Origin of the sequence: Spongiimicrobium sp. 3-5, assembly GCF_046557915.1 — a bacterium.
GTDB lineage: Bacteria > Bacteroidota > Bacteroidia > Flavobacteriales > Flavobacteriaceae > JBHEBG01.
Genome location: NZ_JBHEBG010000004.1, coordinates 193,057 through 217,603, shown reverse-complemented (window position 1 = coordinate 217,603; position 24,547 = coordinate 193,057). Strand labels below are relative to the sequence as shown.

The window sequence follows — 24,547 nt, the reverse complement described above, 5'->3', positions numbered from 1 at the left end:
CTTATTTCGGTCATTCTGTCATTAAACAACAGAAATCTTCACCTTTTATAAATTTATATTTTGCATCAAAGCCCTGTGTGTATGGTGTTTTACCAAATGCAGTTGCTTTTTTTATAGTATTTGGTCAATTCTTGTGCCAACAAATGGAAAAATTCCTAAAAAAACTGTAACATTTGCTTAAATAAGCTATCTCTAAGACAAACCAATTACTTTTTGAGCCAAAAAATTGAACATACTGACACGCTTTTGCAATTGTGTTTGGAAGGAAAACAAAGTGCACAATTGGAAATATACAACCGCTATTATAAAGCTATGTACAACACAGCTTTACGGATTGTAAAGGACAGTGCCGAAGCCGAGGATATTATGCAAGAATCGTTCTTGAACGCGTTTACGAAGCTGCATACATTTAAGGGAGAGGTTACCTTCGGGTCATGGTTGAAACGTATTGTTATCAATAACAGTATTTATCATTACAGGAAGTTGCAGAAAAAAAATGAAACACCCCTGGATGATATAATGTACAAGGTCGAAGATAACGATGGGGTTGCTTCGGATCATGTGTTTACAGAACTAAAGGCTCAAAAGGTGCTGGAGACCATGAAACAATTAAAGGACAATTACAGAGTTTCTTTGACCTTACATTTGATAGAAGGCTATGATTACGAAGAAATAGGAGCCATTATGAATATGAGTTATGCGAATTGTAGGACTACAATTTCACGGGCAAAGGAGAGTTTGAGAAAAAAAATGATAAATACTTATTCATGAAAAAAGGAAAATTAGAAGATCTATTTAACGACTTACAAGGTTCGTTTGATCTGGAAGAACCAGCAGCAGGGCACCAGCATAGGTTTCTAACAAAGCTGGAAGACTCCAAGGACATGGCAAGTACCATCAAAAAAAGAAATTCTTGGTGGAAACCCCTTTCCATTGCAGCCTCCATAGCCATACTTTTTAGTGTAGGTATTGGAATCTACAATTTGGAACCCACAAAGGATGAACAAGTTGCGGAAATTTCGCCGGAGGTATCGCAAACGCAGTATTACTTTGCCAGCCTTATAGAAGAGCAGGTAAAGCTACTGGAGAGCGAAAGTACCCCCGAAACAAAAAAAATAATTGAGGACACTATGGTACAGCTCAAAAAACTCGAAACCAATTACACAAGATTGGAACAAGACTTACTTAATGGTGGAAATAGTAAACTGATTTTAAGTGCAATGATTACCAATTTCCAGACCAGAATAGATCTTTTGCAAGATGTTCTTAACCAAGTTGATCAAATTAAAACTTTAAAAAACTATAATGATGAAAATATTACTATTTAAATATATAACAACGATGCTCCTGATCTTTCCTGCGGTGGTTCTGGCCAATGACGGGAAACTAAAAGGGCGGCATACCAAAGAGAAGACCATTAAGAAAGAGTATACCGTAAATGCAGATGCCCTCTTAAAACTAAGCAATAGCTACGGAAACCTTAATGTTACGTCTTGGAATGAAAATAGGGTGGTTATAGAAGTACATATTAAGACCAACGGTAACAACGAGGAAAAGGTACAGCGAAAGTTAGATCAGATTACGGTAGACTTCGAGGCCAACAGTAGCATGGTATCTGCCCGCACCATTTTTAACAGGAGCAAAAGCAGCTGGGGTTGGAACTGGGGCCGTAACAACAATGTTAACATGCAGATAAATTATACCGTTAAGGTACCCGTTAAGAACAGCGTACACCTTAGCAATGACTATGGTAACATTTATCTGGATAGGATTGATGGCCATGCCAAAATAAGTTGCGATTACGGAAGATTGGAAATTGGGGAGTTACGAGGAAGAAATAATCAGCTTAGCTTTGATTATACCTCAAAATCTAACATAGGGTACATTAACAGTGGTAAAATATCAGCGGATTACTCTGGGTTTACCATAGAAAAGGCTGGCGATCTGGTCATTAGTGCAGATTATACCGATGCCACCGTTGAGAAAATGGAAAATCTACAGTATTCTAGCGATTATGGAAATTTGGAAATCGGGGAAGCCAATAATATAGAGGGCAACGGAGACTATATTAATGTTAGATTGGGAACCATCCATGGAAATGTTGACATTAGTGCGGATTACGGTTCCATAAAGATTGGAGAAATGGCAGAAGATGCCGGAGATATAGATTTACGTACCGATTATACCGGGATAAAAATAGGTTACAACGCCCAATATTATTTTAACTTTGAGATCACCACCGACTATGCAGGGGTAGATGGTAAAGGTGATTTTGAAATCAACATTAGCAAAGAAAAATCTCACGAACGTTATTATAAGGGCTATTACGGAAAGGAAAATAGTGGAAACACCGTTTCTATTACCTGTGATTACGGAGGAGTATCATTTTACAAAAATTAAAATCATCAAACGAAAACAATCATGAAAAAATTAGTTACACTTAGTTTTATTATTCTGCTTGCCATCCCATGTAACGCACAATGGGGGAAAAGAGTAAAAGGAAATGGAAATGTGGTGACCATAGAAAGGTCCACGGGCGATTACGATGCCGTTGCCGTATCGGGCTGGTTCGACGTTGATCTGATAGCCGGTAACGAAGGTGAAATAACCCTGACAGGTGAAGAAAACCTCTTGGAGTACATAAAAACCGAAGTAAAAAATGGCAAACTGGTGGTAAAAGTAGAAAAAGGAGTTAACCTAAGACCTTCTTCATGGAACAAGGACAAAGCCATTGTGATTACCGTACCTGTAGAGACGGTAAATTCGGTTACCTTATCGGGGTCGGGGGACATTGTTGGTAAAACTGTACTTAAGGCCGATAATTTTCATACCAACATATCTGGTTCCGGGGATATAAGTCTGGAAATAGCGGCCAAATCAGTTTCCGCAAGTATGTCGGGCTCAGGGGATATCAATCTTATGGGCAAGACCAACGATTTTGACGTACAGGTGTCAGGATCGGGCGATATTAAGGCTTATGACCTAGAATCCGAGTTTGTTAATGCCCAGGTATCGGGTTCTGCTGACATTAGGGTTACCGCAAATCAATCCCTAAAAGCCAGAGTTTCTGGTTCTGGAGATATTAGTTATAGGGGAAATCCGAAAAAAGTAGACAGCAAAACCTCCGGGTCTGGTGATATTTCCAAAGGATAGCTTACCGATAAAATTAAGAATTAATAGAAAGCTCCAAGAAATTGGGGCTTTTTTAGTTTCGCACTTTCTGCCCTTTGTTGACCCTAGTCAACAAAAACCCTCCGATTATAAAAAACAGTCCCAGAAAAATAGTGGCATTGCGCATACTGCCCGTAAATTGTGCTACAAAACCGTACATAAAGGTACCTAGTACAATACCTATCTTTTCTGCCACATCATAAAAACTAAAGAAGGAAGCGGTATCCGTAGTTGGTGGAATATATTTGGAATAGGTAGATCTTGAAAGGGCCTGGATACCTCCCATTACAATTCCAACACATCCTGCAGCAATATAGAAATCGTTGGGGGTAACCAAAAAATATGCATAAACGCAGATGAGTACCCACAATGCATTGATTACTATTAGCGTCTTAATGTTTCCAAAACGCTTGGAAGCCCTGGCGGTCATGGTAGCTCCAAAAATGGCCACAAGTTGAATTACCAATATACTGATAATGAGGCCAGTGGTACGTTCGCTATCCGAACCCCATTGTATTTCCTCTTCACCAAAATAAGTGGCTATCAGCATAACCGTTTGTACGGCCATACTGTAAACAAAAAACGCCCCTAAGTATCTTTTTAATTTAATTTGACCTCCCAATTGCAGCCATACTTTTTTTAACTCTTTGAAACCATTTAGAACAATATGATGGCGAGCACCTTCTTTTTTAAAACCCTGGGGCAAATGAAAAAAGGTATATTGACTGAACAAAATCCACCAAATACCTACGGAAACAAAGGAATATTTCATTGCCTTTATTTCTGCCGCTTCACCAGCATCACTTTCAATACCAAAGAAAGCTGGTTGCATTACCATGGCCAGATTAAAGAGCAATAAAATAACACTCCCTATATAACCTAGGGAAAATCCTTTGGCACTAATACCGTCTTGCTGTTCTGGAAAGGCAATATCGGGTAAATACGAGTTGTTTATTGCAAAACTTACCCAAAAGCCCACAAGGCCAAAAAAATAGCAGATAAGACTAAAATAAATGTGTTCCAGGGAAAACCAATATAGTCCTATACATGAAAGTCCACCCAAATAGCAGAAAAATTTCATGAACACTTTTTTGTTCCCCAAATAATCGGCAATCCCTGAGAGTAAAGGTGTAATGATCGCTATAAAAAGAAAGGCTATAGAGGTTACATAACTTATTAAAGGGGCTCTGGCAATCTCGCCGCCAAATACCATTACCTTTTCCACATTGGAAACTCGGAAGAGCGCTCCATAAAAAATAGGAAAAATGGCAGAGGCTATTACCAGACTATATACCGAATTGGCCCAATCATAAAACGCCCAAGCGTTCAATAGTTTTTTACTGCCTTTTATTGCAAGTGCTTTGGTCATACCTAAAAATAAAAGCTGTTCTTTTAGGAACAGCTTCTAATATACAATTATTACCTAGGATTTTATACTATTTAAAGGTTGTAACCCCAAATTTTGCAGCTTCCTGTTTTGCCAATGGTGCCCATTGGGTAAGATTTGCAATTCTGGTATCGTTGGAAGGGTGTGTACTCATAAACTCGGGAGGTGCCTGTCCGCCACTTTTGGCCTTCATTCTTTTCCAAAGTTCTGCCGCCTCATCCGGATTGTACCCCGCAATGGCCATGATCTGAAGTCCTATCCTATCGGCTTCCGTCTCGTGACTTCTGCTAAAGGGGAGCATGACACCCACTGTAGAACCTAATCCATAAGCTTGGTTAAAGGTATTTCTTTTTTGTGGGTCCTTTATAGCTACGTTTCCGGCAACGGCTCCCAGTTGCTGCAACATGCCAGCGCTCATACGTTGCGCCCCATGGTCTGCCAAGGCATGGGCAACCTCGTGCCCCATTACTACGGCAACGCCGGTCTCTGTTTGTGTGATGGGAAGTATTCCTGTATAAAACACAATTTTGCCACCCGGCATACACCAAGCATTGACAGTTTCATCATTTACCAAATTATATTCCCACTTATAATCCTTTAAATATGCAGGGTATCCGTTTGAAGCCAACCATCTTTCCGAAGCTGAGGAAATACGTTGCCCTACTTTGGTGATCATCTGTGCATCCGAAGTACCTTTAACTACCTTGTTCTCTCCAAGGAACTGATTGTACTGGGCAAAGGCCATTGGAAATATTTGGCTATTAGGGTAAAAATTTAAGGTGCTCTTCCCTGTAAATGGATTTGTCTTACAGGCCATAACGACCATAAAGACTGCTAGTATTAAAATTATTTTTTTCATAATGTCAGTGTTTAATATTCGCAAATTATAAAAATATTACTTACCTATAATATGCAGTTCGGTAAAATCCTTCCCAATTACCAAAGTATTGTTCCCGTTCAACTTAACATCTTTAAAGGTTACCGTTTCATTGTCGAGCTCTATACTGTCAATTTTAAAGGGCAATCCATGGAATTTTAACTCAAAAGTACTGTATGGCGTAATAAAACTTCCATTTTTAAATTGCTGTATGATCAGCTCATTTTTCTTACCGATCAGTTTAAAGTTCCTAAGGCTATACCTTCCTTTTTTATAGTCATATCCGTCTTGTCCGTCTTCATAAACTGTGGAATTCTCGGTTCCAAGTTTAAAATAAACATCCAAAATAAGTTCTTTCACCTCTTTTTCCCCCACGTATTGCTGTACGGGGTATTTGGGTATCATGGCTCCTTCTTTGATAAATAACGGAATTTTGTCTATATCCGCTACAACCCATCGTTCTTTTCCGCCTTCTACAACTTCTTCATTCCAATAATTATACCATTTTCCTTTGGGAACGTACATTCGTCTTCCCTGGGCATTGGGTTCTTGTACCGGGCATACTAGAATTTTTTCCCCGCAAATGAATTCATCGGTTCTAAAATGGGTCTGCGTATCTTCCTGATCATAATATACCATGGACTGTAACATAGGTACTCCTTCCGAAATGTATTTCCAGAACGCGGTGTACAGATAGGGCAGTAACTGATACCTAAGTTCAATAAATTTTCTTACGATATCGGTTACTTCCTTGTCAAAGGACCAAGGTTCCTGATCTCCATGATCGCCACTGGAATGTACTCTACAGAAGGGATGGAACACCCCTAATTGAATCCATCTTGCAAAAAGTTCGCCATTGGGTTGTTCCGCAAAACCTCCTATATCCGACCCTACAAAAGACATACCGCTCATGCAAAGGCGTTGCGCCTGTACATTGGCAATCCATAAGTGTTCCCAAGTTGCTACGTTATCCCCTGTCCAAGTAGAGGTGTAACGCTGCGCTCCTGAATATGCCGATCTGGTTATTACAAAAGGGCGTTTTGGATATACATATTTTTTTACCCCTTCATAGGTAGCCCGGGCCATTTGGGTACCATAGATATTATGGGCCTTTCTATGACTGCATGGATGTCCGTCATAGTCGTGTCTAACATCTAGAGGAAAGGTCTTCGTAGGAACTTCCATAACAGCGGGTTCGTTCATATCGTTCCAAACCCCCTTTACGCCTATTTCGGCTATTAGTTCTTTGTATAGGCCTGCCCACCATTCGCGCACTTCCGGATTGGTAAAATCTGGAAAGTTACACTCCCCGGGCCATACCTTACCCCTCATATAAGGGCCATCTCCTCGTTTACAGAAATAGTCATTGTCCTTGGCCTCTTGGTACACCCAATAATCTTTATCTACTTTAATACCTGGGTCAATGATCGCTACGGTCTTAAATCCATCATCATGTAATTCCTTAACCATACGTTTTGGGTCTGGAAAATAGTTTTTGTTCCAAGTGAAACAACGAAACCCTTCCATATAATCTATATCTAGATAAATACCATCGCAAGGTATCTTCAGCTTTCTAAAAGTACTGGCAACTTCCTTTACCCTACTTTCTGGATAATAGCTCCATTTAGATTGATGAAAACCCAGTGTCCAAAGCGGTGGCAATTCTGGAGTACCGGTTAGATCGGTATATGCCTTTACAACGCCCGACATTTTTGGCCCATAGAAAAAATAGTAGTTCATCTCTCCGCCATCGGCCCAAAAACTTGTAGTGTTCCTACGTTCGTGCGAAAAATCAAAATAACTCCTAAAGGTATTATCAAAGAAAATACCGTAGGCATTTCCCCCATGCAACCCTACATAGAAAGGGATGGCTTTATACAATGGCTCTTGGTCTTTGCCAAAGGCATATTGGTCTGTTGCCCAATTATCTACTCGTTTTCCTTTTAAGTTAGAATGGGTGGCCTTATCCCCCATGCCGTAAAAACTCTCGGCAGATTGGGTTATCTTACTCATTTTTACCGTATTACCACCGTATTCATAATTTTCTTCCCAGTGGAATCCCAGCTCGTCCTCGTTAATAATATTTCCTTCTAGATCGGATATTTGGGTCCGTAAGGTTTTCTTATCTACCAAGACTTTTAGCTTGGAAGTTTCAATCAGATATTCAGATTTGGTTTCTGCAACCTCCAAATGATTATACCCGACGCTTGCTCCTTCGCTTATAGCATAGGAAAAATCGGGCTCAAATACATGTTCTGTAGCATACCTAAATCTAATGGCGCTATCCCTAATTACCGTAATCTGAAGAATTACACCATTAGAAGTAGTAAAGTAGAGTTTGTCGGTATCTTTTTGAAAATCTATTATGTTATCTGGATATAGATTTCCTTTGTATTCCAGTTCGGTATTGGTAATCATAGAAGATTATTTTAGACCAACAAAAAAAAGACTTTATGGCCGAAATATAAAAAGATATTACCACCATTTATAAACTATAACGTTATAGTTGACCCATATTATTGCATAATAACCACTCCTAGTGGCGGTATGGTTATTTCAACGGATTTTTTGTGCCCATGCCACGGTGTATTGGTGGTTTTAATTGTAGTATTTGTCATACCGCTACCTCCGTATTTTGCATGATCACTGTTGAAAATTTCTTTTAGTTTGCCTGTTTTGGGAATACCTACTCTATACTTTTCCCTAGGTACCGGTGTAAAGTTACAGGCCACTATGATATCGTTAACGGCATCGTGCCCTTTTCGGATATAGGTCAATACAGAATTCTCGGAATCTCCGTAGTCTATCCATTGGAAACCTTCGGTGCTAAATTGTTTTTCGTACAGTGCCGGATAATCCTGATAAAGCCTGTTCAGGTCCTTTATCAACTGTTGAATTCCGGCATGAAAATCATATTGCAACAAGTGCCAATCCAAACTTTGTTCAAAATTCCATTCGGAAGATTGTCCAAATTCTGCCCCCATAAACAATAAGTTGGTGCCTGGATGCGTAAACATATAACCAAATAGTAATCTTAGGTTGGCAAACCTTTGCCATTCATCTCCCGGCATTCTATACAACAGGGATTGTTTACCGTAGACCACCTCATCATGTGAAAAGGGAAGCATAAAGTTTTCGGTGAAAGTGTACGTCATGCTAAAAGTGAGATCGTTTTGATGGTGTCTTCTATAGATAGGCTCTTTTTTAAAATACTCTAGCGTATCGTGCATCCATCCCATCATCCATTTCATTCCAAAACCGAGACCCCCTATATTTACAGGTCTAGATACCATTGAAAATGAAGTAGATTCCTCCGCAATGGTCTGTACACCGGTAAAACTTTTATACACCTCTTCATTAAGTTCTTTTATGAAGGAAATTGATTCCAGATTCTCTCTACCCCCAAACATATTGGGTTCCCACTCTCCTTCCTCCCGGGAATAATCCAAATACAGCATGGAGGCCACGGCATCTACCCTTAGGGCGTCTGCATGGAAATGATCTAACCAAAAGATGGCGTTACTCACTAGAAACGCCCGCACTTCGTTCCTTCCATAATTGAAGATCAGGCTCTTCCAATCTGGGTGATAGCCTTTACGCCGATCTGGGTGTTCGTACAAATTAGAACCATCAAAAAAGCCCAGACCATGGGCGTCTTCCGGAAAATGTGAGGGTACCCAGTCTAATATTACCCCAATATCGTTTTGATGTAATTTATCTACCAATAACTTAAAATCCTCTGGCTTTCCAAACCGAGACGTCGGCGCAAAATAGCCCGTAAGTTGGTATCCCCATGATGGGTCATAAGGGTATTCCATAATGGGCATAAACTCTACATGTGTAAAATTCATTTCCTTTACGTAGCGTACCAAATCCTCGGCCAAATCCACATAGGACATAAACTCATTGTCATTCTTCCGCTTCCAGGAACCCAGATGTACTTCATATACCGAATACGGCCTATCCAAACCGTTTTTTTCCTCCCGGTAGCCCATCCATTTTTTATCTTTCCATTTGTAATTATCGTCCCATACCAGGGATGCAGTATTTGGTGGGTGCTCGCAATACCGTGCAAAAGGATCTGCCTTCTCCGTTTTTATATCGTTATTATGCGAATGTATTTTGTATTTGTATTTGGTACCCTTGTCCACACCAGGAATAAATCCTTCCCAGATGCCACTTTCGTCCCAGCGTACATTTAGCTTATGATCGCCCTCTAACCAAAAATTAAAATCACCGATCACCGATACCGATTTGGCAGTGGGTGCCCAAACAGCAAAATAAGTGCCTTTTTCGCCGTTTAGTTCGATCATATGGGATCCTAATTTTTCGTACAACCTAAAATGTTTGCCAGATTTGAACAGGTTGATATCGAAATCGGAAAATAAACTGTGAGGGATTACTTTGCCCATGTTTTTGGTTTGTTAGTTGCTTTCATTTATAATGCTCATGATGCCTTCCAGTGGAATAACGGCCCACATTGGTCTAGAATTCATTTCGTAACCTAGCTCATATACTGCTTTTTCTAGCATACAATACTCTAAGATAAAAATTCGCTCTTGGCTATAACCAATATTTAAGTTGTTTTCTTGGATAAGGTCTACGTAAGTGCCTAAAAATACCCCTATGAAATATCTGTACAGAATTTCACCGGCCTTGAACAAATCTTCCTGGGCATATGGGTAATCCTTACCATTGCTGAAAATGGTTGCATATATGGCGTAGTGGAAAGACCTAAACATACCGGCAACATCTTTTAATGGGGGTTGTTTTACCTTTCTGTCCCGAATGGTACTTTCGGGCTCACCTTCAAAATCGAGCAGGTAAAAATCGTCGTCCTTCACCAATACTTGCCCTAGATGATAGTCGCCATGTACCCGTATACGTTCACCTTTCAATTTTGTCCAATCAAAATTTACAAAACGCTTTCTAATTTCGTTCTTACGTTCCAAAAATTCGTTGGCAAGATCCGATGCAAGACCCTCTAAACGATGTAAATTGTTTTCTACTGTATTCAGTCTATTTTGAAACTGGTACAGTAACCTATTTTTTAGCCATACCTCATAGTCACCGTTAAAATGTGTGGGTGTAAAGGAAGTATCCTCAAACTCATCACCGAGGGCTACGTGCATCTCGGCGGTTCTTTTGGCCAATGCCTGAAGCTTTAAAAAAATGCTAAGCCCTACCCAATCAATAATTTCCGGGGGAACGTCCTTGATGGCAAGTCGTTGGAACATTTCGGTCTTTGGCAAATTGTTTACATTGATTTTTTTGTATTCCAGATTACCAAAAACTTTGTGAAGCTCCTTTAGCATATAGTCCCAGGCATCTCCCTGATTGGGCACCAATTCTTGCATTAGGGCAATGGTAATATTCACATTCTCGGAGTCGGTTATACTTAGACTACCCTGATAGGAGGGCGTATTCTTATATCCTTTTCTCTCGGATAGAAATTGGCTCATTTCATAATCCGGATTTTTATTGGCATAAATTCTACGGAAGAATTTGATCACCGAGGTATCGTTAATAATTATGGAGGTATTGCTTTGCTCCAAACCCATAAAACGTGAAGAAACATAGGCGGTTTCCGAAAAATCCGTGCTTTTGTGATAGCTTACCCGGGTGGTATCATTGGGTTCTGCATGTACGATGCGCTCAAAAACAAGTTTTCTAAAAGCCTCTAGATTAACGGCGTCTATAATAAACCCTTCTTGTCCTTTAATGCTCAATGGCAAGATGCGGTCCTTCATGGCAAAACTTTCGTCGGAAACGAAGGCGATAGGCAAAAAGTAATGCTGGTAAAAGGCCTCCTCAAAGTTTACCTCCAACAACAGCCCATAGTATACCTCATCCTTCTGCTGAATCCTAAAATACTCTTGTAGTTCTATATATTTAAGTTTGCTGGCCTTGCCTCCATACCAACGTTGTTTCAGTACATAGTTTTCCAGAACATCCGATAGAAAAACTTTGATGAAGGACTTATCTTCCAACAGCTCCTCCCAAGGCACATCAAAGGCATAGGGAGGCTGCACTATGGATTCTTGCTTTTTCTTTGCCATTGCTATTTTTTTAAATGGAATATATGAAATGGTAAGGCCGGATGTAACTCTACAAAATTCCACTCCTGATTCCAAATATAACCATTGTCTGTTATAACATCTTGTAGATTAAGAGAATGTCCGTTATGTATTCCTAAATCCTGCAAAGGCAACTGTACGGTTCCTTGCTGTGCATAATGTGGATCCAAACTAATGATCATAAGGGTCTCGTCGCTCTTATCGTCGTTCCATTTGTAAAAGGCCAAAAGCTGTTCGTTCTCCATATGACAAAACCGAATATTATTGGTCTGCTGCAGGGATTCGTGTTCTTTACGTGCTTGGTTGATCTTGGTAATTACCCGGGTAACAATGTTTTCCATGGTCCAATCCCAATGTCTTACCTCATATTTCTCCGAATTTAGATATTCTTCTTTCCCGGGCATAGCCGCGGACACCATATATTCAAAAACAGGACCATATATCCCTATATTTCCGCTCATTGTGGCAGCAAGTGCATAGCGTATAAGATGCATGGCCTCATTGGCTCCTTGCAAGTGATATGGGTTTATATCCGGAGTATTTGGCCAAAAATTGGGTCTATAATACTCGCGCATATCTGTTTGGGTAAGTTCTGTCATATACTCTATTAACTCATGTTTTCTTACTCGCCATGTAAAATAGGTGTACGATTGTGAAAACCCTTGTTTAGCCAATTGCTGCATTACTTTGGGCCTAGAGAAAGCTTCGGCCAAAAAGAGCACATCCGGATGTTTCTTTTTTACCTCCGCGATCAGCCAATGCCAAAAATAATAAGGCTTGGTATGTGGGTTATCTACCCTAAATATTCGTATACCCTTATTTACCCAATACATGGCTATACTCAATAATTCTTCCCAAAGTTCCTTGTATTTTTTGGTCTCAAAATAGAAGTTAACGATATCTTGGTATTTTTTGGGTGGATTTTCGGCATACTGCATGGTACCATCCGGTCTTTTTCGAAACCATTCTGGGTTAGAGGTAATGTATGGATGATCTGGTGCTGCCTGAAAAGCCAGATCCATGGCAATTTCTATATCCAAATCCCCAGCTTTTTGTATCAGCTTTTCAAAATCTTTTTCCGTACCCAGTTCAGGATGGATGGATTTATGCCCCCCAAATTTGGATCCAATACCCCAAGGCACTCCGCTATCTCCTTTTTCCGCGTTGGTAGTATTGTTTTTTCCTTTTCTATTTACCTCGCCAATAGGATGCACCGGAGGAAAATAAAGGGTATCAAAACCCATCTCCGCAATTCGTGGCAAGAGGGTTATGCAATCATTAAAAGTACCGTGTTGCCCTTCTTCTTCAGCGGCAGATCTTGGGAAAAACTCGTACCATGTGCTGTAAGCGGCCTTCTTCCGATCTACATAGACTTGCAAAGCCGCACTGGTATTCACCAATACCCGTTCCGGATAGGTTAGAAATAGGTGGTGAAGTTTCTCCGAAACCGCCTGCGCTATAGCGTCTTGGTAGGCGCCTTCATCCTGAAACAGTTGCGACAATTCCTTAAGATATGGTTTTTCCTTGCCAGAAGCCTTTTTAGCTATCTGCTCTAAATATTGCACCCCATCCAAGAGCTCGCTCTTTACATGTTGCCCATCCTTTAATTTGGCTTCTATGCCATGTTGCCAGTTTAATGCATAATCTACCCACCCACGAATTTCATAACTGTAATACCCTTGTTTTTCTACTAGAAAAGAACCCGTGTACACATCGTTTCCAAGATCTAACATACGGATTTCCCGATATTTTTTATCCGATTGGTGTTTAACCCGTATCTCTGCCTGTATTATATCATGGCCATCGGGAAGTACATCCGCAAATACGGTTACCATTTCCCCCACTACTCTTTTGATAAAAAAAGCTCCCCCATGGAGCTGTGGAGTTACATTCTCTATAACCACCCTTTGTTGTCTCAGCATAATTCTAGTTTGATCGGTTATTGTTAAAAATAGCAAAATTATGTAGAAACCGATGAGCGTCTACCCATTAATTTTAGAATCGTTTTTTGAAAGAAGTTATTCCGCAATCATTTTTGGAATGCTTTTTGTTTAGTAGAATTCAAAATGATCGTCCTCAGGAAAAAACCTTTGTCGATCTTCATACAATCGAACGATAAATCTTTAACATTATGAAAAAAATGACAATGGCGCTCGGCGCATTTTTAACGCTGTTTATTATTTCTTGCGATGGCCCCGAAGGCCCTCCTGGCTTTGATGGCCTTAACGGGTTGGATGGATTAGACGGCCAAGACGGTATCCAAGGACAAGTTATCGAGGTAGAAAACGTGAACTTCGATTTTATTGCTGCCAATAATCTATACAGTACCATAATAGCCTTTGAAGATTTTACCAATTTTGAGGTCTTGGCTCAAGATGCAGTACTGGTATATAGGTTTGATGGTACGGTAGAGTTTAACGATGGCGGTACTGCTGATGCCTGGAGCCTAATTCCGCAAAGTTTTTTCCTTCCTGGAGGCACCATACAATATACCGCGGCACATACTTTATTGGATGTTGAAATTCTGATCGACGGTAATTTCGACCTTACCAATCTTGATGCGGAGTTTGTACAAGACCAAATCTTTAGAATTGTTATCCTTCCTTCGGATTTTGCAACCCAGGCAAAAATTGATAAATCCAATTTAGGTGCCGTACTCCAAAGTCTTGGTATGGCCGAAAAAGATATAAAACATATTTCAGTGAACTAGTTTATGCTTAGTTGTTAGATAAAAACCCCACTTCCCAGATGTCGTGGGGTTTTTTAGTTGAAAAGGCCATATATGATCATTAAAAATTAGAGTAAATTTGAAAGGTAGCCACGATCATTGCGTCTAAAACAAAAAATAGAAGTGTTGTATTATGATAAATAAAATAGTTATTGCCCTTTGTATTCTAATAAGCGGTTGTAAGGGTATATCGCAAGAAAAGGAAGTGGCCATGGAAGCGCAGAAAAAACAGGAGAAAACCTTTGCTGTAAGCAAAACGGATGACCAATGGCGGAAGGAACTTTCCGATATGCAATACTATATTCTTCGCAGGGCGGGCACGGAAAATGCCTTTACCAGTGAACTACTGAACAACAAGGAAAGTGGCGTGTATGTATGTGCAGGCTGCGGTACAGAACTTTTTAGAAGTGATCACAAGTTTGATTCTGGCACAGGTTGGCCAAGTTTTGATCGCGAAATTGATGGAAACGTTGCCTTTAGTACAGATCATAAAATTGGGTATGCAAGAACGGAAGAGCATTGTGCCACCTGTGGTGGCCACTTGGGGCATGTTTTTAAAGATGGGCCACGGAATACCACGGGGGAAAGACATTGTATCAATGGCGCTGCCTTAAAATTTATTGCCGATGGAAACAAATAAAAAATATGCCGTTGAGAAGACGGAATCGGAATGGAAAGATCAACTTTCGGAAGAGGAATATAGAATTCTTAGAAACAAAGGTACCGAACGTGCCCATACCGGAGCTTATAACCTGCATTTTGAAAATGGGGACTACCACTGTAAGGCTTGCCATGCAAAACTGTTTGAGAGTGAACATAAGTTTGAAAGCGGATGTGGTTGGCCCTCCTTTGACCAAGCCGTTGAAGGTGCTATAGAATACATTAGGGATACTTCTTTTGGAATGATCCGTACAGAAACCATATGTGCCAATTGTGGAGGACATCTGGGACATGTGTTCGATGATGGTCCAAAAGAAACCACAGGGCAACGATACTGTATAAACTCTGCCAGTATCGATTTTGATTCGGAAACAACATAAGCTTTCCAAGCATCGCTGATGACCTATGGCTTATTTCCACATGGTTTATCGTTGATTGATCATTCTTAACAGCTCACCGCCAACTACTAATTGCTCACGGCTAATTCTCCATTGCACTAGGGGCTTTCATTTTGGTTTCGTAACTTTGCAAATTCAAAATTGGACTTAAAGAATTATATACATGAGCAACTTCGATGTTATTGTTTTAGGTAGTGGCCCAGGGGGCTACGTAACGGCCATCAGGGCGTCACAATTAGGGTTAAAAACAGCCATTATAGAGAAAGAAAGTTTGGGTGGTGTTTGTTTAAATTGGGGATGTATACCCACCAAGGCTTTGTTGAAATCCGCCCAAGTATTCGAATACCTTCAACATGCCGGTGATTATGGTCTAAAGGCAGATGGCGTGGACAAGGATTTTGATGCTGTGGTAAAGCGCAGTAGAGGTGTTGCCGATGGTATGAGCAAAGGTGTTCAATTTTTGATGAAAAAAAATAAAATCGAGGTACTTAATGGTTTTGGAACTCTTAAGCCCGGTAAAAAAGTTAGTGTTAAGGACGCCGACGGAAAAGAATCGGAATACTCCGCTTCGCATATTATTATAGCTACGGGTGCCCGCAGTAGGGAACTCCCTAGCCTTCCACAAGATGGGAAAAAGGTTATTGGTTATAGAGAGGCCATGTCTCTTAAAAAACAACCTAAAAAGATGATCGTTGTTGGTAGCGGTGCCATAGGTATAGAATTTGCCTATTTCTACAATGCCATGGGAACCGAAGTTACCGTAGTAGAATTTTTACCCACTATTGTTCCGGTAGAAGATGAAGATGTATCCAAGCAGTTGGAACGTAGCTTTAAAAAAGCAGGTGTAAAAATTAAAACCTCTACAGAAGTTACCAAAGTAGATACCTCTGGCGATGGCGTAAAGGCCACTATAAAGAATGCCAAGGGCGAGGAGGTCTTGGAGGCCGATATTGTATTATCCGCGGTAGGTATTAAGACCAACATTGAAAATATTGGCTTGGAAGAAGTAGGAATCGCTACAGATCGCGATAAAATTGTGGTAAACGATTACTACCAAACGAATATCCCCGGTTACTATGCCATTGGCGATGTAACACCTGGGCAGGCACTTGCACACGTTGCTTCCGCGGAAGGTATACTTTGTGTGGAAAAAATTGCAGGAATGCATGTGGAACCATTGGATTACGGCAATATTCCAGGTTGTACGTATTGTATGCCAGAAGTGGCCTCTGTAGGACTTACGGAAAAGCAGGCCAGAGAAAAAGGATTGGAAATAAAAGTGGGGAAATTTCCGTTTTCCGCCAGTGGAAAAGCTAAAGCATCTGGTAATTCCGATGGCTTTGTAAAAGTGATTTTTGATGCCAAGTATGGCGAATGGCTTGGTTGTCATATGATAGGCGCCGGAGTTACCGATATGATAGCGGAAGCGGTTGTAGCCAGAAAATTGGAAACCACGGGCCACGAGGTCTTAAAAGCCGTTCACCCGCATCCTACAATGAGTGAAGCCGTAATGGAGGCTGTTGCAGATGCCTATGATGAAGTTATTCATCTTTAAAAAGTAATTGATTGGTGATCGGGTCTTTCCGATCACCAAACCAAGAGCTTATCCTAAAACCTAAAATATGCTGGTAACATTTAGACTCATGGCAATCTTGGAAGGAATATCTTACCTGTTACTTTTTGGCCTTGGTATGCCTTTAAAATATCTGGCCCAAATCCCAGAGCCTAATATCTATATTGGCTATGCACACGGATTCCTTTTTATTGCCTTTGTGGTGCTAGCCGCGGTCTTTTGCTATGAAAAAAAATGGGGGCTACGAAGGTTCGTTATTTTTTTCATCGCTTCCCTACTGCCCTTTGGAACTTTCTATGTAGATCAAAAATATCTGGGTAAGGTTGCTTTGTAATTTGATGCAGGGCATTTAAATTTCTTCAAATTTATAGATAGATCCGTCAAAACTACAGATATATAGCTCATTCTCTTGATCGGTGCCAAAGGAAGCTATATTTAATCCGGAGTTTACTAGCAGTGCATTTACGGGGTTTTGGTTTATGGTAAGAGCCCAAATGCGTCCGGTAACAAAATCTGCATACACGTACAGTCCTTGTAATTGCGGCAGCGCATTGCCCCGATATACATAACCACCAGTAATGGAAACATCTCCATTATCGTGATTGTATTCGAACACGGGAGCCGTTAAACCGTTTTGATCGCAAGTGGCATCTAGAAAACAATCGGTTCCTTCCAAGATGTTCCATCCATAGTTATTACCGCTTTCAATAATATCGATCTCTTCCAACTTATCCTGCCCTACGTCCCCAGCCCATAGTACACCTGTTTGGGTGTCAAAACTTATTCTCCAAGGATTTCGTAACCCATAGGCAAATATTTCTCCCCTAAACTCACTATCCCCAGTAAAAGGGTTATCGGAAGGTATGGCATAATTAAGCCCATCTTCTGTATTATTAACATCTATACGCAAAACAGCTCCCAAAAGATTGGCCCTATTCTGGGCATTCCCCTGAGGATCCCCACCAGAACCGCCATCACCAGAGGCGATATAGAGCATACCGTCCGGACCAAATGCCAATTGCCCCCCGTTATGATTGGTAAAAGGCTGTGGAATCTCTAACAGTACGGTCTCACTGAGAGGGTCACCAATAGCAGCGTCTGCCGACGACACCTGAAAGCGCGAGACTACGGATAAACTTCGGGAAGCGGAATAGCATACATAGAAAAACCCATTAGAATTATAGTCGGGATGAAAAGCTAGACCCAAAAGTCCCATTTCGTCCTCAACGTCAGAGACCAAATCCTGGATATCTAAAAAAACGGATGACTCTGACACGGTATTTGTATTTTCAAAAACTCGGATGGTCCCTTGCTGTTCCACAACAAAAATACGATTTGTACCATCTGCCGGACTCTGAAAATCTACAGGTCTGCTGAACCTAAGCTCTGGAAAGGCATTTACGATACCAAGGGTTCCTTCAGCAGGTGGTGTGGCATTGTTTATTGTTCCGTTATTATCATCAGAATTGCACGATAGCATTATGGCCAGCGAGAGCAACGAGGAAATTTTGATCAACTTTTTCATAGATAGGGCGCTTTAAGAATTCTTTTAAAGAGAACGCTAATATCTTCGAATTAAGTATGTTAAACCTGAAATTTATCAAAATAAAGCTGGGTACTACAGAAAACTTTGGAGTGCTAAATCATAGCTTTGAAGTCCAAAACCAAGAATAACCCCTTTTGCTCCCGAGGAAATATAGGAAACGTGTCTAAAGTCTTCCCGCTTATGGGTATTGGAAATATGTACCTCCACCACTGGGGTCTCAATGGCCTTTACCGCGTCACCGATACCTACCGATGTATGGGTATAGGACGCAGCGTTTAGTATAATACCATCATAGGAGAAACCTGTTTCTTGTAACTTATCAATGATTTCCCCTTCAATATTGGATTGAAAATAATCTATCTGCACCCCGCTGTTCTTAGACTTCATAAGGGAAAGATGGTCCTCAAAGGTTTTGCTTCCATAAACCTCCGGTTCTCGCTTGCCCAAAAGGTTAAGATTGGGTCCATTGATAATCATAATTTTCATAGGGTTAAAAGTAATAAAATACCGAGCATAAAAAAAGGCGATAGAAAACTACCGCCTTTTATATTAAAATAGTTATGCTTAAAAAGTATATCGAGCTCCCAAACCAAATCTAGCGGCTTCAAAACTGTCGTTGCTATCACCAAAGAATATCCAAGGTCTCCAATCGAAAGAGAACGCCAAGGGTACATCCCTAATTTTAAAATCCAGTCCAACAACAGGTCTTAGAAAAAAATCCGAACTGCCATCAAAAAAGGCTATGGACGGCCCTGCACCTGCAAACCATGTTAGTCCACTCGCATTTGGGAATTGACCATGATACTGGTACAAAATGGTTAGGAAAGTAACATTGTCCCCAAAGGTAACTTCTCCCATTCCGGCGTGTTCTTCAGTAAAAAAATGTTTTACACTAGGCCCAACAAGGGTTTGTCCGTCACCAAAATCTATTCCAAGCCCTAGAGCTGTAGTATAGTTAGATTGGGCGTTAGACGTTACAATTCCGAATAACAAAACAGCGATAGTAAGCGTTAATAACTTTCTCATTTGTAAAATTTAAAGGGTTAAAATGATTGTCAAATTTATTCTGTTTGCTAGTAAATACGAAATCTTTGGGTAAAAAGGATGTCTTGCCCCCTCGATTGTAATGTTTATATATCGCCAACCAACATCTAAAACGGCTTAGCAGAGGTGCATTGGCGAAAAGTTTGGGCGTATTAAAGTATCTTTGGATCGTGAATTGGAAAGAGGCCATACAAGACTACGAACATTATTTAAAAATTGAGCGTGGGTTATCTCAAAACTCCGTGATGAACTACATATTGGATGTGGAAAAACTCATCGCTTTTTTGCAATCCAATTCATTATCCAATGGCCCTATTGATATTTCCAAGGAGATTGTACAGCAATTTGTTTACGAAATTGCGAAGGTAGTTAACCCTCGCTCGCAAGCCCGCATCATTTCTGGCCTAAAGAGTTTTTTTACCTATTTGGTCTTTGAAGACTACCGAAAGGACAATCCTACGGACCTTATAGAATCTCCCAAGATTGGACGTAAATTGCCCGATACACTCTCCGAGACCGAAATCGATACATTAATTAAGGCCATAGACCTATCCAAACCGCAAGGGGAACGTAACAGGGCCATACTAGAAACTCTTTACGGGTGCGGATTAAGGGTCTCCGAACTTATCAATCTCAAAATATCGGACCTTTTTTTCGAAGAGGATTTTATAAAAGTGACCGGAAAAGGGGACAAACAACGTTTTGTACCCATCGGAAACATAAACAAAAAATACATCAATATCTACAAAAACGAAATTAGGGTGCATCTTCCCATTCAAAAGGGCTTTGAAGACATTCTCTTTCTAAACCGACGGGGCAGACAATTAACTAGGGCCATGATTTTTACGATTATTAAACAACTGGCCAAAGCCATACATTTGGAAAAAAATATAAGCCCACACACATTTCGTCATTCTTTTGCCACGCACCTTTTGGAAGGGGGGGCAGACCTTAGGGCCATACAACAGATGTTGGGTCATGAGAGCATAACAACAACCGAAGTATATATGCACCTAGACCGTACTTATTTGGCCGAGGTAATGCAGAAATACCATCCTAGAAAATAGCAATGGCACTTGCCATGCATCACATAAAAAATCAAAATTTATACTTACCGCTAAAAGAGAATAATTTGGGAGCGGCATAATTGCCCAGATTTGTTTTATTAAACTGAAGATCGTGATTGGCCTCTAGTGAAAAATTCTTGTCGATATCATAACCCACCCCATTTTTAAATTTTAGTCTGGGCGGTGCAGGTTTTCGCCCGTATTTGTCCAAGTCGGCCTCAAACTCAAAGCCCGAAAAGAAATACAGCTTGTCGTTTACATAATACTTTGTAATAAGAGGTACTCTAAAAACATCACCTAACAAATAGGTATCATAGTAGCCCTGTAATTCAACCAAAAAACCGGTATCTACCTCATAAATAACGGCGAAATTGGAATGCATTTCGTCATTTAAAAAGACGGGATAGGAAAATGCCTCAGTAGTAATTTTAGCATCCTGGTTGTTTACACCTTTAAAACTGGGGGTAACTTCTTGTCCTTGTATTGCGGTTAGTCCTGCACAGATACAAAGTAGGGATAAAATTTTGGTCATGTTTACTACTTAGGACGGTTCTTTGCTTAAAACTATAAAAACCAAACTTAATGACCCTCTTTTTGGCAAATGCTTACAATAACTTTAACGAATTGCTCCATGCTGCAAATAGCGATTGCGAAGAAATTTATTCCCCAAAAATAACTCTTAATCGTTTGTAATCCTGCAAAATAGACTTACGAAAACGTTGTAATTCACTTAATATGCTTTGCGCTGTTTTTCGTCAACCATAAAATAATATATTTACGCTTCAAAAAAATAAATATGAAAAAGTCCTTGGAAAGACAATGGTGGAAAGAAGGTATTGTCTATCAAATTTATCCTCGTAGTTTTCAGGATACTACCGGAGATGGCGTTGGCGATATTCGGGGTATTATACAGCGCTTAGATTATATTAAAAATCTCGGGGTAGATATCATTTGGTTGAATCCTATTTATAAGTCCCCTAATGACGACAATGGTTACGATATAAGCGATTATCAGAATATCATGGAAGAATTTGGGACTATGGAAGATTTTGATCTGATGTTGTCCGAGATGAAGAAACTAGGGTTGCGGATGGTGATGGACCTGGTTGTAAATCATTGCAGCGATGAACACCAATGGTTCGTTGAATCCAAAAAATCCCGGGAAAACCCATATCGCGATTACTTTCATTGGTGGCCAGCTGAAAATGGAACCCCTCCAGAGCGGTGGAGCTTTTTTGATGTTGCCAGCAATGCATGGAAATATGAAAAAGAAACCGACGCCTATTACTTGCACTACTTTTCTCAAAAACAGCCCGATCTTAAATGGGAAAACCCCAAGGTGAGGCAAGAAATTTATGATATGATGACGTTTTGGTTCGATAAGGGTATCGACGGTTTCCGTATGGACGTTATTCCTTTTATTTCCAAGGACATCTCCTTTCCGGAACTGCCTAAAGAATATAATGGGGAGTTTATACCCTACTATGCCAATGGTCCAAAATTACATGAGTACCTGCGCGAAATGAACCAAAAGGTATTAAGTAAATACGATATTATGACGGTTGGTGAAGCTATTGGAGTTTCGGTAGATAGGGCCCTGGATTTTGTAGATGACGATCGCAAGGAACTAAACATGTTCTTTCATTTTGACCTTTTGGCATTGGACCGCGAAGAAGGAGAAACTTTTAAAATGCGAAGCGATCAATGGAAACTTACTGAATTTAAGGAAATCCATTCTAAATGGGATGCCGTGTTTGCCGAAAAAGGTTGGGGCAGTATGTTCTTGAACAATCATGACTTTCCTAGAAGTGTTAGCCGTTGGGGTAACGATTCTACAGCTCATTGGTATAATTCTGCCACTATGCTGCATACCTTTTTATTATCTATGAAGGGAACTCCCTATTTTTATTATGGGGAGGAGATTGGAATGACCAACGTTCGGTTCAATAATATTGAGGACTATAAGGACATCAATACAATAAACAGGTACAAAAGTATTGTAGATAACGGCGGGGATGTTAAGGCTTTTATAGAAAATGAAAAAGACGCCAGCAGGGATAACGCAAGAACCCCCATGCAATGGAGTGTTGCAGCAAATGCGGGCTTTACAACGGGGAAACCATGGATAAAGGTCAATGAAAACTATAAAGAAGGCATCAATGTAGATTCGCAGATCAGTGACAAGTCTTCCGTGCTTAACTATTTTAGAAGAATGGTAGACGTTAGAAAGCAAAACTTGGTTTTAATATATGGCGACTACCAATTGCTCCTAAAAGACAACGAAGAAATATATGCCTATACCAGAACCTTGGACGAGGATCGTTGTTTGGTACTCCTAAGTTTTTCTACTAAAAAAATATCCATTACTTTGGATGAATTAAACTTTGAAACCGCCAAACTATTAATCTCTAATGATGAAGACCATGCGGTAAGGGTTAAAAAAGATGCTGTTTTTTCCATAAAGCCTTATCAGGCAATGATTTATAAATTAAGTTGATTAAACCTTTTTGTTCTTTTATACGAAAACCTAACAAGACCGATTATGAAAAATTTTCTTAGCTATTGTTTCCTTGTAACAATTTTGCTCAGCACAATGCAAGCGCAAAAAAATGTAGATGATGTTATGAAAAATTTGGATGGAAAGAGCGAAGCATATGGGGCTATTGCCCAAAATATATGGGAGTTGGCGGAAATGGGTTATTTAGAGGAAAAGAGTTCCGCATTGTTGCAAAATACATTGAGTTCGGAAGGTTTTACGGTCAAAAAAGGAGTTGCAGGCATACCAACAGCATTTATAGCAGAATATGGCAGTGGTGGCCCTGTAATTGCCATTTTGGGCGAATATGATGCCCTTCCGGGGTTATCGCAACAAGCGGTGGCGGAGAAGAAGTCGGCCAATAAAGCTGCAGGGCATGCATGCGGGCATCATCTCTTTGGGACAGCATCAGCCGCTGCGGCCATAGCGGTAAAGGATTGGTTAAAAGCCAATAATGCCAAAGGTAGGGTACGTTTTTACGGATGCCCAGCTGAGGAAGGCGGTTCTGGAAAGGTATATATGGTAAGAGAAGGGCTATTTAATGATGTGGATGTAGCTTTGCACTGGCATCCCGGAGCAGAAAACGAAGCTAGCGCAGGAGCGGCCCTTGCCAATAAATCAGCCAAGTTTAGGTTTCATGGAATTTCAGCGCATGCGGCCGGCTCCCCGGAAAAAGGTAGATCTGCCCTGGACGCTGTAGAGGCCATGAATGTTATGGTGAACATGATGCGGGAACATATTCCGGAACAATCTAGAATACATTACGTGATTACCGATGGCGGAAAAGCGCCCAATGTGGTTCCAGATTTTGCAGAAGTCTACTACTATGCCCGCCATAATAGGCGCGATGTTGTAATCGATATCTTTGATCGTATTATTAAAGCGGCAGAAGGTGCGGCCTTGGGCACCGGTACCACGATGGACTTTGAAATGATAGGAGGTACGCACGAACTACTCCCAAACCTCACCCTACAAAAATTGATGCACAGCAACCTGACCAAAGTTGGTGGGGTAAGTTATACGGAGCAAGAAACTGTTTTCGCCAACAAAATAGCCAAAAGCCTCGGTTACGACAAGGTAAATATAGACCGGGCTACTGGTGTTCAACCGTATGAGACCGAGGCAAAAGCCTATGGTTCTACCGATGTGGGCGATGTAAGTTTTACCGTTCCTACAGTAGGTATGGGTACGGCGACCTGGGTACCCGGAACCCCAGCTCACAGTTGGCAAGCCGTGGCAGCGGGCGGAACAAGTATCGGAAAAAAAGGAATGATGGTTGCTGCAAAAACACTGACACTCACAGCAATTGACCTTTTTAAGAACAATGACCTTATAGAAAAAGCCAAAGTAGAGCTTTTGGAACGCCGTGGAGCCAATTTTGAATATATTCCTCTATTGGGAGATAGGGCACCCGCTTTGGATTACAGAAAATAGGCTGCCACTGGTTATCCACTAGCACCAGGTACCAAGGTTTTACTTAGAA

Annotated in this window: 22 protein-coding genes; 12 read left to right on the top strand and 10 right to left on the bottom strand. The window is 40.6% G+C overall.

Going from position 1 to position 24,547, the window contains the following annotated elements:
- Positions 1 to 213 precede the first annotated feature (213 nt).
- From ACEQ81_RS15295 to ACEQ81_RS15280, 4 genes are read left to right on the top strand one after another with little or no spacing between them, the layout of a single operon-like run.
- Positions 214 to 771, top strand: a complete 558-nt coding sequence (locus tag ACEQ81_RS15295; protein ID WP_411031786.1) for an RNA polymerase sigma factor — start codon at positions 214 to 216, stop codon at positions 769 to 771.
- Positions 768 to 1,328 carry a hypothetical protein gene (locus tag ACEQ81_RS15290; protein ID WP_411031785.1) on the top strand — a complete coding sequence of 187 codons (561 nt, stop codon included), beginning with the start codon at positions 768 to 770 and terminating at the stop codon, positions 1,326 to 1,328. Before ACEQ81_RS15295 ends, ACEQ81_RS15290 begins: the two co-directional genes overlap by 4 nt.
- On the top strand, positions 1,309 to 2,400 hold the full coding sequence (locus ACEQ81_RS15285) for a hypothetical protein (protein ID WP_411032030.1): 1,092 nt from the start codon (positions 1,309 to 1,311) through the stop codon (positions 2,398 to 2,400). The genes ACEQ81_RS15290 and ACEQ81_RS15285 overlap by 20 nt, the downstream gene beginning before the upstream one ends.
- A 21-nt stretch (positions 2,401 to 2,421) precedes the next feature.
- Positions 2,422 to 3,153 carry a head GIN domain-containing protein gene (locus ACEQ81_RS15280; protein WP_411031784.1) on the top strand — a complete coding sequence of 244 codons (732 nt, stop codon included), beginning with the start codon at positions 2,422 to 2,424 and terminating at the stop codon, positions 3,151 to 3,153.
- Positions 3,154 to 3,205: 52 nt separating this feature from the next.
- Here ACEQ81_RS15280 and ACEQ81_RS15275 read toward each other — a convergent pair whose 3' ends face one another.
- The 6 genes from ACEQ81_RS15275 to ACEQ81_RS15250 all read right to left on the bottom strand — a co-directional run bounded on the left by ACEQ81_RS15275 (position 3,206) and on the right by ACEQ81_RS15250 (position 13,434).
- The gene (locus tag ACEQ81_RS15275; protein ID WP_411031783.1) at positions 3,206 to 4,540 is read right to left on the bottom strand and encodes an MFS transporter; all 1,335 of its coding nucleotides are present in this window, start codon (positions 4,538 to 4,540) and stop codon (positions 3,206 to 3,208) included.
- Positions 4,541 to 4,607: 67 nt separating this feature from the next.
- Positions 4,608 to 5,417 (bottom strand): M48 family metallopeptidase, encoded by an 810-nt coding sequence (locus tag ACEQ81_RS15270; RefSeq protein WP_411031782.1) that lies wholly within the window; start codon positions 5,415 to 5,417, stop codon positions 4,608 to 4,610.
- Positions 5,418 to 5,453: 36 nt separating this feature from the next.
- Entirely contained in the window at positions 5,454 to 7,853 is a 2,400-nt protein-coding gene (locus tag ACEQ81_RS15265; protein ID WP_411031781.1) for a glycoside hydrolase family 31 protein, read from the bottom strand.
- Positions 7,854 to 7,951: 98 nt separating this feature from the next.
- A complete protein-coding gene (gene glgB, locus ACEQ81_RS15260) occupies positions 7,952 to 9,847 on the bottom strand; it encodes a 1,4-alpha-glucan branching protein GlgB (RefSeq protein WP_411031780.1) in 1,896 nt (631 codons plus the stop codon).
- Positions 9,848 to 9,859: 12 nt separating this feature from the next.
- Positions 9,860 to 11,494 carry a trehalose synthase gene (locus tag ACEQ81_RS15255; RefSeq protein WP_411031779.1) on the bottom strand — a complete coding sequence of 545 codons (1,635 nt, stop codon included), beginning with the start codon at positions 11,492 to 11,494 and terminating at the stop codon, positions 9,860 to 9,862.
- Between the two features lie 2 nt (positions 11,495 to 11,496).
- Positions 11,497 to 13,434, bottom strand: coding sequence for an alpha-1,4-glucan--maltose-1-phosphate maltosyltransferase (locus ACEQ81_RS15250; protein ID WP_411031778.1), 1,938 nt, complete (start codon positions 13,432 to 13,434; stop codon positions 11,497 to 11,499).
- Between the two features lie 209 nt (positions 13,435 to 13,643).
- Here ACEQ81_RS15250 and ACEQ81_RS15245 point away from each other — a divergent pair, with 209 nt between their 5' ends.
- From ACEQ81_RS15245 to ACEQ81_RS15225, 5 genes are all read left to right on the top strand, one after another.
- Positions 13,644 to 14,222 (top strand): collagen-like protein, encoded by a 579-nt coding sequence (locus tag ACEQ81_RS15245; protein WP_411031777.1) that lies wholly within the window; start codon positions 13,644 to 13,646, stop codon positions 14,220 to 14,222.
- Positions 14,223 to 14,373: 151 nt separating this feature from the next.
- The gene (gene msrB / locus ACEQ81_RS15240; RefSeq protein ID WP_411031776.1) at positions 14,374 to 14,880 is read left to right on the top strand and encodes a peptide-methionine (R)-S-oxide reductase MsrB; all 507 of its coding nucleotides are present in this window, start codon (positions 14,374 to 14,376) and stop codon (positions 14,878 to 14,880) included.
- Positions 14,867 to 15,280: a peptide-methionine (R)-S-oxide reductase MsrB gene (msrB, locus tag ACEQ81_RS15235; RefSeq protein WP_411031775.1), complete on the top strand. Its 414-nt coding sequence runs from the start codon at positions 14,867 to 14,869 to the stop codon at positions 15,278 to 15,280. Before msrB (ACEQ81_RS15240) ends, msrB (ACEQ81_RS15235) begins: the two co-directional genes overlap by 14 nt.
- A 181-nt stretch (positions 15,281 to 15,461) precedes the next feature.
- A complete protein-coding gene (gene lpdA, locus ACEQ81_RS15230) occupies positions 15,462 to 16,853 on the top strand; it encodes a dihydrolipoyl dehydrogenase (protein ID WP_411031774.1) in 1,392 nt (463 codons plus the stop codon).
- Positions 16,854 to 16,920: 67 nt separating this feature from the next.
- The gene (locus ACEQ81_RS15225) at positions 16,921 to 17,205 is read left to right on the top strand and encodes a DUF3817 domain-containing protein (RefSeq protein WP_411031773.1); all 285 of its coding nucleotides are present in this window, start codon (positions 16,921 to 16,923) and stop codon (positions 17,203 to 17,205) included.
- Positions 17,206 to 17,220: 15 nt separating this feature from the next.
- Here the strand turns inward: ACEQ81_RS15225 and ACEQ81_RS15220 are convergent, their stop codons facing one another.
- From ACEQ81_RS15220 to ACEQ81_RS15210, 3 genes are all read right to left on the bottom strand, one after another.
- Positions 17,221 to 18,396, bottom strand: coding sequence for a PQQ-dependent sugar dehydrogenase (locus ACEQ81_RS15220; RefSeq protein WP_411031772.1), 1,176 nt, complete (start codon positions 18,394 to 18,396; stop codon positions 17,221 to 17,223).
- A gap of 93 nt (positions 18,397 to 18,489) precedes the next feature.
- Entirely contained in the window at positions 18,490 to 18,903 is a 414-nt protein-coding gene (gene aroQ, locus ACEQ81_RS15215; RefSeq protein WP_411031771.1) for a type II 3-dehydroquinate dehydratase, read from the bottom strand.
- A gap of 78 nt (positions 18,904 to 18,981) precedes the next feature.
- Complete coding sequence (locus tag ACEQ81_RS15210; RefSeq protein WP_411031770.1) at positions 18,982 to 19,443, bottom strand: hypothetical protein; 462 nt, start codon at positions 19,441 to 19,443, stop codon at positions 18,982 to 18,984.
- Positions 19,444 to 19,631: 188 nt separating this feature from the next.
- Here ACEQ81_RS15210 and ACEQ81_RS15205 point away from each other — a divergent pair, with 188 nt between their 5' ends.
- Positions 19,632 to 20,528 carry a site-specific tyrosine recombinase gene (locus ACEQ81_RS15205; RefSeq protein ID WP_411031769.1) on the top strand — a complete coding sequence of 299 codons (897 nt, stop codon included), beginning with the start codon at positions 19,632 to 19,634 and terminating at the stop codon, positions 20,526 to 20,528.
- Between the two features lie 31 nt (positions 20,529 to 20,559).
- On the opposite strand, the gene ACEQ81_RS15200 is transcribed toward ACEQ81_RS15205, so the two are convergent.
- Entirely contained in the window at positions 20,560 to 21,060 is a 501-nt protein-coding gene (locus ACEQ81_RS15200; protein ID WP_411031768.1) for a hypothetical protein, read from the bottom strand.
- A 264-nt stretch (positions 21,061 to 21,324) separates the two neighbouring features.
- Between ACEQ81_RS15200 and ACEQ81_RS15195 the strand changes: the two genes are divergently transcribed.
- Positions 21,325 to 23,025, top strand: a complete 1,701-nt coding sequence (locus ACEQ81_RS15195; RefSeq protein ID WP_411031767.1) for a glycoside hydrolase family 13 protein — start codon at positions 21,325 to 21,327, stop codon at positions 23,023 to 23,025.
- Between the two features lie 45 nt (positions 23,026 to 23,070).
- Entirely contained in the window at positions 23,071 to 24,498 is a 1,428-nt protein-coding gene (locus ACEQ81_RS15190) for an amidohydrolase (protein WP_411031766.1), read from the top strand.
- The last annotated feature ends 49 nt before the right edge of the window (positions 24,499 to 24,547 follow it).